The sequence below is a fragment of the Mycobacterium sp. ACS4331 genome (assembly GCF_001667265.1).
Classification (GTDB): Bacteria; Actinomycetota; Actinomycetes; order Mycobacteriales; family Mycobacteriaceae; genus Mycobacterium.
This window is the reverse complement of the sequence record NZ_LZHW01000078.1, coordinates 100,371-110,483: the sequence shown is the minus strand read 5'-3', so window position 1 is coordinate 110,483 and position 10,113 is coordinate 100,371. Positions and strand designations below refer to the sequence as shown.

11 protein-coding genes are annotated in these 10,113 nt (G+C 68.1%); 9 read left to right on the top strand and 2 right to left on the bottom strand.

Annotated elements, in window-relative coordinates; translation table 11 throughout:
* The first annotated feature begins 95 nt into the window (after positions 1 to 95).
* From A5727_RS18965 to A5727_RS18950, 4 genes are read left to right on the top strand one after another with little or no spacing between them, the layout of a single operon-like run.
* Positions 96 to 1,343 carry a M16 family metallopeptidase gene (locus tag A5727_RS18965; protein ID WP_068253078.1) on the top strand — a complete coding sequence of 416 codons (1,248 nt, stop codon included), beginning with the start codon at positions 96 to 98 and terminating at the stop codon, positions 1,341 to 1,343.
* A 1-nt stretch (position 1,344) separates the two neighbouring features.
* Positions 1,345 to 2,256 carry a class A beta-lactamase gene (gene bla / locus A5727_RS18960; protein WP_068253075.1) on the top strand — a complete coding sequence of 304 codons (912 nt, stop codon included), beginning with the start codon at positions 1,345 to 1,347 and terminating at the stop codon, positions 2,254 to 2,256.
* A gap of 30 nt (positions 2,257 to 2,286) precedes the next feature.
* The gene (locus A5727_RS18955; protein ID WP_068253073.1) at positions 2,287 to 3,087 is read left to right on the top strand and encodes a VOC family protein; all 801 of its coding nucleotides are present in this window, start codon (positions 2,287 to 2,289) and stop codon (positions 3,085 to 3,087) included.
* 19 nt (positions 3,088 to 3,106) lie between these two features.
* Positions 3,107 to 3,508, top strand: coding sequence for a YchJ family protein (locus A5727_RS18950; RefSeq protein ID WP_068253070.1), 402 nt, complete (start codon positions 3,107 to 3,109; stop codon positions 3,506 to 3,508).
* Between the two features lies 1 nt (position 3,509).
* Here the strand turns inward: A5727_RS18950 and ald are convergent, their stop codons facing one another.
* Positions 3,510 to 4,622, bottom strand: a complete 1,113-nt coding sequence (ald, locus tag A5727_RS18945) for an alanine dehydrogenase (protein ID WP_068253133.1) — start codon at positions 4,620 to 4,622, stop codon at positions 3,510 to 3,512.
* A gap of 100 nt (positions 4,623 to 4,722) precedes the next feature.
* Here ald and aldR point away from each other — a divergent pair, with 100 nt between their 5' ends.
* From aldR to A5727_RS18920, 5 genes are all read left to right on the top strand, one after another.
* On the top strand, positions 4,723 to 5,247 hold the full coding sequence (gene aldR / locus A5727_RS18940; RefSeq protein ID WP_157521458.1) for an HTH-type transcriptional regulator AldR: 525 nt from the start codon (positions 4,723 to 4,725) through the stop codon (positions 5,245 to 5,247).
* Between the two features lie 94 nt (positions 5,248 to 5,341).
* Positions 5,342 to 6,862, top strand: a complete 1,521-nt coding sequence (gene phoA / locus A5727_RS18935) for an alkaline phosphatase (RefSeq protein WP_068253065.1) — start codon at positions 5,342 to 5,344, stop codon at positions 6,860 to 6,862.
* A 48-nt stretch (positions 6,863 to 6,910) separates the two neighbouring features.
* A complete protein-coding gene (dapB, locus tag A5727_RS18930) occupies positions 6,911 to 7,648 on the top strand; it encodes a 4-hydroxy-tetrahydrodipicolinate reductase (protein ID WP_068253062.1) in 738 nt (245 codons plus the stop codon).
* Complete coding sequence (locus tag A5727_RS18925) at positions 7,648 to 8,103, top strand: hypothetical protein (RefSeq protein WP_068253059.1); 456 nt, start codon at positions 7,648 to 7,650, stop codon at positions 8,101 to 8,103. The genes dapB and A5727_RS18925 overlap by 1 nt, the downstream gene beginning before the upstream one ends.
* 131 nt (positions 8,104 to 8,234) lie before the next feature.
* Positions 8,235 to 8,690 (top strand): flavodoxin family protein, encoded by a 456-nt coding sequence (locus tag A5727_RS18920; protein ID WP_068253056.1) that lies wholly within the window; start codon positions 8,235 to 8,237, stop codon positions 8,688 to 8,690.
* A 13-nt stretch (positions 8,691 to 8,703) separates the two neighbouring features.
* On the opposite strand, the gene A5727_RS18915 is transcribed toward A5727_RS18920, so the two are convergent.
* Entirely contained in the window at positions 8,704 to 10,098 is a 1,395-nt protein-coding gene (locus A5727_RS18915) for a fatty acid desaturase family protein (protein WP_068253053.1), read from the bottom strand.
* Positions 10,099 to 10,113 lie beyond the last annotated feature (15 nt).

The window sequence follows — 10,113 nt, the reverse complement described above, 5'->3', positions numbered from 1 at the left end:
CCCCCCCCCCCCCCCCCCCCCCCCCCCCCCCCCCCCCCCCCCGCCCCCCCCCCCCCCCCCCCCCCCCCCCCCCCCCCACCACTCTTCCGGGTGGTCTGCGCCTGGTCACCGAATACGTGCCGTCCGTGCGGTCGGCGTCGGTCGGGGTGTGGGTCAACATCGGCTCCCGTGACGAGGGGCCGACCGTCGCGGGTGCGGCACACTTCCTTGAGCATCTGCTGTTCAAATCGACCCCGACGCGCACGGCCGTGGAGATCGCCCAAGCCGTCGACGCCGTCGGTGGGGAACTGAACGCGTTCACGGCCAAGGAGCACACCTGCTACTACGCGCACGTGCTCGACACCGACCTCGCGCTGGCGGTGGACCTCGTGGCCGATGTGGTGCTCAACGGCCGCTGTGCGTCTGAGGATGTCGAAGTGGAACGCGACGTCGTGCTCGAAGAGATCGCGATGCACGACGACGATCCCGAAGATGCGCTCTCAGATGTGTTCCTGTCGGCCATGTTCGGTGACCATCCGATCGGCCGGCCGGTGATCGGCAGCGCCGAATCCATCTCGGCGATGACCCGCACACAGCTGCATTCCTTCCACATGCGCCGCTACACGCCCGAACGGATGGTGGTGGCGGTCGCCGGAAACATCGACCATGACGAGGTCCTGGCGTTGGTGCGGGAGCACTTCGGCCGGCGACTCGTCGCGGGGCGCAACGCCGTTCCGCCCCGTGCGGGCACCGGGCGCGTGCCCGGCGAGCCCACCCTTCAGGTCGTCAACCGCGACTCCGAACAGACCCACATGATGCTCGGGGTTCGGGTCCCGGGCCGGCACTGGCGGCAGCGCTGGGCGCTCGCGGTGTTGAACAACGCGCTCGGCGGCGGCCTGAGTTCGCGGCTGTTCCAGCAGATTCGGGAGTCCCGCGGGTTGGCGTACTCGGTGTACTCGACCGTCGACACGTTCTCCGACACCGGAGCGCTGTCGGTGTACGCGGGCTGCCTGCCCGAGCGTTTCGACGAGGTCGTCACCGTGGCCACCGACGTGCTTTCCGAGGTCGCGACCGACGGCATCACCGAACAGGAGTGGCGGATCGCCAAGGGGTCGCTGCGCGGCGGACTGGTGCTCGGTCTCGAGGACTCCGCGTCCCGGATGAACCGCATCGGTCGCAGCGAGATCAATTACGGTGAGCACCGCAGCCTCGATGACACGTTGGCGCAGATCGACGCGGTGACCCTTGACGAGGTCAACGCGGTGGCCCGTAAACTGCTCTCCAGACCGTTCGGCGGGGCCGTGCTGGGCCCGCGGACATCCAGAAAACAACTCCCAGAACGTCTTTCGTCGATAGCGAGGTGATGTGGTGGCCTGGTCACGCCGTGAGGTCCTGTTCGCCGGACTTTCAGTGGCCGCCCTGGCCGCCGGGACCCGTCACGTGATGCCGGTCGCGTACGCCGCCCCGCCAGCACCGGCCGACGCCGCGCTGGCGGCCCTGGAGCAGCGGTACGACGCGCTGGTCGGCCTGTTCGCCCTCGACCTGGATTCGGGGCGCTCATTGGCTTTCCGTGACGACGATCCGTTCGCGATGTGCTCGACCTTCAAAACCTACGCCGCGGGCAGTGTCCTGCAGCGCGACCAGCGCGGCGAACTTCAGTTGGATCGGCAGGTGTTCGTCGATCCGGCTGAACTGGTGGCCAATTCACCGGTCACCGAGGTGAATGCCGGTTCGTCGATGACACTGGCCGCGTTGTGTCAAGCCGCGTTGCAGCGCAGCGACAACACCGCGGCCAACCTCCTGCTGCAGACCATCGGCGGCCCGCCCGCCATCACCGCGTTCGCGCGGTCGATCGGCGATGACCGGTCCCGGCTGGACCGTTGGGAGACCGAACTGAACTCGGCGCTGCCCGGTGACCCCCGCGACACCAGTTCACCCCGAGCGCTGGCTGGGGGCTACCGGGCCCTGTTGACCGGCACGGTCCTCGACGAACCCCATCGGGCGCAGCTGGAGACCTGGATGCGCGGAAACGCCACGTCGGAGAAGAGCCTGCGGGCCGGCCTGCCACCGGGGTGGACGTCGGCCGACAAGACCGGCGCGGGCGACTACGGCAGCACCAACGCCGTCGGCATCGCCTTCGCGCCCGACGGCCGGCGGCTGCTGTTGTCGGTCATGACGCGGTCGAGGTCCACGAATCCGGACGCGCCGTGGCTGCAACCGCTCATCGCCGAGGTGACCGCACTCGCGGTGACCGAATTGATGCCCGACGCGCGATGAGTTCTCGCCGCTGCGGGTGTCTGTAGGGGTATGACCGAATACTCAGCCCCCGTAGGCGCCCCCATCTGGTTCGACCTCATGAGCAGCGACCCCGCCAAGGCCGCCGAGTTCTATCACGCGATCTTCGGGTGGGAACTCGCCGAGCCCGCGCGACCGGAATTCGGCGGCTACCAGAACTTCACCAAGAACGGCCGGCGCATCGCTGGTCTGGTGCCGCCCATGGGAGAAGAGGCAGGGCCGAGCGACATCTGGTCGGTGTACCTGCACACCGCGGATTCAGAGGCCACGCGCAAGGCCGTCGAGACCGCCGGCGGCTCCATCATGGTGCCGCCGATGCCGGTCGGCGACCTGGGCTCGATGATGGTGGCCGTCGATCCGGCGGGCGCGGTGATCGGATTCTGGCAGCCCGGCTCCCACGTCGGCTTCACCCAATGGGGCGAGCACGGCGCCCCGTACTGGTTCGAATGCCACAGCAGGGATTACGAGAAGTCGTGTGCGTTCTATCCCGCCGTGATCGGTGCGCGGCTCGAGGAGGTCGGCACCGGGGGCGATCCCGAGGCGGTGGGCCCGGACCGGTATTCGTCGGTGTTCGTGGGGGAGAGCGCGTACTCGGGGATCATGGACGCCGCGTCGTTGTACCCACCCGAGGTGCCCTCGTTCTGGCAGGTCTACATCACCGTCGACGACGTCGCGGCGACGGTGCAGCAGGCCCGGGAGCTGGGTGCGGAGATCCTGATGCCCGGCGAGGACACGCCCTACGGAACGCTGGCCGCGCTGCGGGATCCGCTCGGCGCGCTGTTCTGCCTGGGGCATCCGCCGGCAGGCAGGTGAGTCCGGGCACACTGTCACGGTGCGTGCCATCGATCCCTGTCCCTGTGGTTCCGGCGATGCCTTCGGACGGTGCTGCCTACCCCTGCATCTCGGCGACCGTGAGGCCGAGTCCGCCGTGCAGTTGATGCGGGCGCGTTACAGCGCTTATGCCGTCGGTGACCTCGATTACGTGTACCGGACATGGCATCCGCGCACCCGGCCCGCCGAACTGCGGCCGGTCGACGGACTGCAGTGGCTGGGCCTGCGGATCCTCGACACCGCCGGCGGAGAGCCGGGCGACGAACAGGGAGAGGTGGAGTTCGTCGCCCGGCACCGCATGGACGGTCAGGACGGGGCGCTGCACGAGCGGTCGCGGTTCGTCGTCCGAGCCCGACGGTGGTGCTACCTGGACGGGGACGAGTTCGGGGACGAACTCGCCTGAGCTACACCAGGCTCGCCGGATCGGTGAACGGCAGGTCCAGGTCGTCGGCCACCTGCTCAGACAGCAGCGCACCCTCGTGGGTGGACAGCCCCTTGGCCAGCGCCGCGTCGGCCGCGCATGCCGCCTGCCAGCCCTTGTCGGCGAGCTTGACCACGTACGGCATGGTCGCGTTGGTCAGTGCGTAGGTCGAGGTCCGCGGGACGGAGCCGGGCATGTTGGCGACGCAGTAGAACACGCTGTCGTGCACGGTGAAGGTCGGGTCGTCGTGCGTGGTGGGACGGGAGTCCTCGAAGCAGCCACCCTGGTCGATCGCGATGTCGACCAGGACCGAACCCGGCTTCATGTGTGCGACAAGCGCATTGGACACCAGCTTGGGGGCCTTGGCGCCGGGCACCAGCACCGCGCCGATCACCAGATCGGCCTCCTTGACCGCTGTCTCCAGGTCGTAGGTCGACGAGTAGCGGGTCTGGATCCGTCCACCGAACTCGGCGTCGAGTTCGCGCAGTCGGTTGATGTTGACGTCGAAGATGGTCACGTTGGCGCCCATGCCGCTGGCCACCCGTGCGCCGTTGTACCCGGCGGTTCCGCCGCCGATCACCACGACCTCGGCGGGCGCGACGCCTGGGACGCCGCCCATCAGCACGCCGCGGCCGCCCTGGGTCTTCATCAGCTGGTAGGCGCCGACCTGAGCCGACAGTCGGCCCGCGACCTCGCTCATCGGCGCCAGCAGCGGTAGGAATCCGTCTGCGGTCTGGACGGTTTCGTAGGCGATTGAGGTGGTACCCGACGCCAGCAGTGCATCGGTGCACGGTTTCGACGCCGCCAGATGCAGATAGGTGAACAGGGTCTGGCCCTTGCGCATCAGCGAGTACTCGGCCTCGATGGGCTCCTTGACCTTCAGCAGCAGGTCGGCCTCGGCCCACACCTGCTCGGCGCCGGTGACGATCTCGGCGCCCGCGGCCTTGAAGTCGCTGTCGGAGATCGCCGATCCGTCGCCGGCGCCGGCCTGGATGACGACGTCATGACCGCGGCGGGTCAGTTCGGCGACGCCCGCCGGGGTGATGGCCACCCGGTACTCGTTGTTCTTGATCTCCGTCGGAATGCCGACGCGCATGATCGCTCCTTGTCGATTGGTCATCAGCCCGGATGGCCGTATTCATCAAGTGTGAAGAAACAACGGAACTTGTGCAATATTTATGGCTAAGATTCGTGCTATGGCCAGCCGTGATGAAGAATCATCAGCACGACCCGTCAGCCTGCCGTCCACGCCGAAGGATGTTCGGGCCGCAGACCTCGATGACGTCGATCGCCGCATCCTGACCACGCTGCACGCCGATGCCCGCATCTCCAACAGCGCCCTGGCCGAGGCCGTGGGAATCGCGGCCTCGACCTGCCATGGGCGAGTGCGCCGCCTCCAGGATCTGGGCGTCATCCGAGGCTTCTACACCGACATCAACCCCGCGGCGATCGGCCTGTCGCTGCAGGCGATGATCTCGGTCAGCCTGCAGGCCGGGGCGCGCGGCAGGATCCGCGACTTCATCTCGCAGATCCGGAGCAAGCCCCAGGTGATGGACGTGTACTTCCTGGCCGGCGCCGACGACTTCATCCTGCACGTGGCCGCCCGCGACACCGATGACCTGCGCGCCTTCGTGGTGGAGAATCTCAACGCGGACCGCGATGTGGCAGGCACGCAGACCTCACTGATCTTCGAGCACCTGCGCGGCGCGTCACCTTTGTGATCCGCTTGCCGGAACTTCGCTGCGTCGTCAGTCTCCGTTCATCGGGGTCCTGTTCACTCTGCCGGGCTCATCCGAACGGACGAAAGACGGTGGAATGCAGAAGTATCTGAGGACGGCAGCGGTGCTGGGCGCGCTCGCGATGCTGCCGCTGGCCGCCTGCAGCGGCGACAAGAGTTCGAACGCGAATGGCGACACCGTGACTCGGCAGGCCGCCGGTGACCTCACCGCACCCGGTGGGGCGCACCGACTCGACGGTGATCAGTCCGGTGCCGTCCGCGCCGCGATCAACGACGGCACGCCGCGCAACGTGATCCTGCTGATCGGCGACGGCATGGGCGATTCGGAGATCACGATCGCCCGCAACTACGACAAGGGTGCCGGCGGCGTCCTCGACGGCCTCGACGCCCTGCCGCTGACGGGGCAGTACACCACCTACTCGTTGCGCAAGGACGGAAAGCCCAACTACGTCACCGACTCCGCGGCCAGCGCCACGGCCTGGTCGACGGGCACCAAGACCTACAACGGCGCACTGGGCATCGACATCAAAGACGCCCCGCACGCGACGATCCTGGAACTGGCCAAGACGCAGGGGTTCGCGACCGGCGACGTCACCACCTCCGAGATCCAGGACGCCACCCCGGCGTCGCAGTTCGCCCACATCACCGAGCGTGACTGCTACGGCCCGGAGGAGATGGCCGACGCCTGCCCCAACGAGACGCTGGCCAACGGTGGCCCGGGATCGGTGACCGAACAGATGCTGGCCGCCCGCCCCGACCTCACCCTCGGCGGCGGTTTCGAGACCTTCGGTCAGACCGCCACCGCGGGGGACTACGCGGGCCAGACCCTTGAGGTGCAGGCCAAGGAGCGCGGCTACCAGATCGTGCGCACCGCAGGCGAATTGGAGGCCGTCACGCGGGCTGATCAGGACCAGCCCGTGCTCGGCCTGTTCGCCGACGGCAATCTGCCGGTGCGCTGGACCGGGCCCGCCGCAGTCCGGCAGGGCTACCTGCAACCCGCGGGTCGGTGTGCCGACAACCCCGGGCGCGGCGCCGATGTTCCCACGCTGGCCGAGATGACCGCCAAGGCCATCGACCTGCTGAAGGACTCCAAGAGCGGCTCCGAGAAGGGCTTCTTCCTTCAGGTCGAGGGCGCCTCGATCGACAAGCGCGACCACGCCGCCGACCCGTGCGGGCAGATCGGCGAGACCGTCGACTTCGACGCCGCGGTTCAGCAGGCGCTCGAGTTCGCTCGTGCCGACGGCAACACCCTCGTGATCGTCACGGCCGACCACGGCCACAGCAGCCAGATCGTCGAGGAGTACACCGAGGACGATCTGCGGGGTCTGGCGCAGGACTCCCAGCAGCCGATCGAGAAGGTGCGCGACGCCATGTACCCAGGGCTCACCCGCAGGCTGGTCACCGCGGACGACGCCGAGATGATCATCAGCTACGGCACCTCGGCCGATGTGGACATCGAGGACGAGACGCACACCGGAACCCAGGTCAGGGTCGCGGCATACGGTCCGCGGGCGGCCAACGTGGTGGGCCTGACGGACCAGACGGACCTGTTCTTCACGATGACCGACGCGCTGGGCATCGACCGCGGCGCCCGGTAGCCGACAGGGGCTCCCTGGGGCTCCCGGCGCCCCGACTACGCTGCTTGCATGCGTGTCGGAGTGCTGGGAGCCAAGGGCAAGGTCGGAGCGACGATGGTGGCGGCGGTCGAGGCCGCCGGCGATCTGGAGTTCTCGGCCGGTGTCGATGCCGGTGATCCGCTGTCGGCGCTGACCGATTCGGGCACCGAGGTGGTCATCGACTTCACCCATCCCGATGTGGTGATGGACAACCTGAAGTTCCTGATCGACAACGGAATCCACGCCGTGGTCGGCACCACCGGATTCACCCAGGACCGGCTCGACCAGGTGCAGCAGTGGCTGGACGCCAAACCCGGTGCGGCCGTGCTGATCGCCCCCAACTTCGCCATCGGTGCGGTGCTGACCATGCACTTCGCGCAGCAGGCGGCGCCGTACTTCGAGTCCGTCGAGATCATCGAGCTGCATCACCCGCAGAAGGCCGACGCCCCCTCAGGCACCGCGGCCCGCACCGCAAAACTGGTGGCCGAGGCGCGAAAAGACCTGCCGCCCAATCCCGATGCCACCAGCCAAGGGCTCGACGGGGCGCGCGGCGCCGACGTCGACGGCGTCCCCGTGCACTCCGTGCGCCTGACCGGCCTGGTGGCGCACCAGGAGGTGCTGTTCGGCACGCAGGGGGAGACCCTGACCATCCGCCACGACAGCCTGGACCGTACGTCGTTCGTGCCGGGGGTGCTGCTGGCGGTGCGCAGCGTCGCCGACCACCCGGGCCTGACGGTGGGCCTCGAACCACTGCTCAACCTGGGCTGATGCGTAGCCTGCGCACTCAGCTGCTGATCGGGTTCCTGTGCGTGGCCCTGATCGTCTACTTCGTGCTGCTGGGCCGCATCGCGGTGGCGCTGATCGCCGACGGGCGCGCGGCGCCGGTCGGGATGGGCATCGCGCTGCTGATCCTGCCGTTCATCGGGCTGTGGGCCATGGTCGCCACGCTGCGGGCGGGGTTCGCGCACCAGAAGCTGGCCCGGTTGGCCGACGAGCAGGGCATGGAGCTGGACGTCAGCGCGCTGCCCCGGCGGGCCAGCGGCCGGATCGAGCGCCAGGCCGCTGACCAGTTGTTCGACACCGTGCGCTCCGAATTGGACGCCGATCCCGACAACTGGGTGCGCTGGTACCGCGTGGCCCGCGCCTACGACTACGCCGGTGACCGCACCCGGGCCCGGGAGGCCATGAAGAAGGCCGTCGAATTGGAACGCGGGCAGCCGTGAGCACCGCGATCCTGCGGCGCTCACCTGGGATCTGCCCGACATCGAACTGATCGTCGCGAGCGTGCGCACAATACGGGTGTTCGTCGGCGTGTCAGCCGGAGACACGCACGCTCGCGGGAGATGAAGACAAGATGAAGCTGCTGATCGTCCACCACACGCCGTCGCCACACTGCCAGGAGATGTTCGAGGCGGTGCTGGCCGGCGCGACGGACCCCGAGATCGAGGGCGTGGAGGTGGTGCGCCGTCCCGCGCTGACGGTCGCGCCGGCCGAGATGCTCGAGGCCGACGGCTATCTGCTGGGCAGCCCGGCCAACCTCGGATACATCTCCGGGGCCCTCAAGCATGCGTTCGACGTCTGTTATTACCCGTGCCTGGACGCCACTCGTGGGCGTCCGTTCGGCCTGTGGCTGCACGGCAACGAGGGCACCGAGGGCGCCGAGCGAGCCGTCGACTCCATCACCGCGGGCCTGGGTTGGGAACGTGCCGCGTCGAACGTCGTCGTGGCGGGCAAGCCGACCAGGGCTGAGCTCGAGGCGTGTTGGAACCTCGGGGCCACCGTCGCCGCGACGGTGATGGAGTCGGCCTGAGCGGGGCGGCCCGCTAGTCGTTGCCGCGCGGCGGAGGCTGCACCTGCACGCCCCCGGACGTGTGTTCCGGACCCGCGTCAGGGTGCTCGGCGGGCAGCCGATCGCGGAATCGGGTGGCCTCGCTGGGACCGTCGCTCCTGGTGCGTCCCTCGGGGCTGCGGTACGGCCCCGGCTTCGGTCGGGGTTTCCCGCCGGGGAAGGCCAGGCGGAAGATGCTGCGGTGCACCGCGAACCACTGCTTGGAGAAACGCCCGGAGTTGTACGGCAACTCGTAGCGCTCACAGATGTCCTTGACCTTGGGCGCGATCTCGGAGTACCGGCTGCTGGGCATGTCGGGATACAGATGGTGTTCCACCTGGTAGCCCAAGTTGCCGCTGATGACGTGGAACAGCGGACTGCCGTCGATATTGGCCGCGCCGATCAACTGGCGGACATACCAACCGCCGCGGGTCTCGTTCTCCACCTCTTCTTCACTGAATGTGTATGTCTGGTCCGGGAAGTGCCCGCAGAAGATGATCGCGTGTGCCCACACGTTGCGAATGAGATTTGCCAGCGCGTCGGCTGCCAGAGTCCGCAGGAAGGTGCTCTCGACACCGGGAAGCAGCCGGTCGAGCAGGGCCGCAGTGGCGCCGACTGATCCGCTGCTCGACATCCTGCGAAGTCCCCTGGCCACCCGCGACTCCGCCGGCTGATCCAGCCGGCCACGCGAGGCCAACTGGGCCAGCGCGAAGGCGCCGGCGCTGATCGTCGGCCAGCCGAGGTAGTCCTTGACAATCTGCGCGCGCGCCTTGCCCCGAATTCCCTTGAGCTCTTGGCGCACCTCCGACCACGGCTTCTCGCCACGTTGTGCGGCGCGGAAGTCGATGTCGTGAACAGCCACGCCCCATTCGAACAGGAGTGTCAGCAGGAGGTTGAACAGTGGCTGCGCGAGCCAGATCGGATGCCACGGCTGATTGGGGTCGATCCGCATGATCTCGTAACCGAGATCGCGATCCTTACCGCGGATGTTCGTGTACGTGTGGTGGATGTAGTTGTGCGAGTGCTTCCACGACCGCGCCGTCGAGGCGGTGTCCCAATCCCAGACCGAGGAGTGGATGTCGGGATCGTTCATCCAATCCCATTGCCCGTGAAGAATATTGTGGCCGAGTTCCATGTTCTCCAGGATCTTGGCCATTCCCAGGCAGGCCGTGCCGAGGACCCACGCGGTTCGGGACCGCGAGGCCAGCAGCAGCACCCGTCCCGCGACGACGATCTGCCGCTGCACCGAGATCACCGTCTTGATGTACTGGCGGTCGCGGTCGCCGAGCTCGGCGAACACCTCGTCGTGGATTGCGTCGAACTCTTTGGCGAGCTTCTCGAGTTCCTGCTCGCTGAGACGGGCGAGCGGGCTCTCGGCGGCAGTGGTCATGATGACTCCTTCACA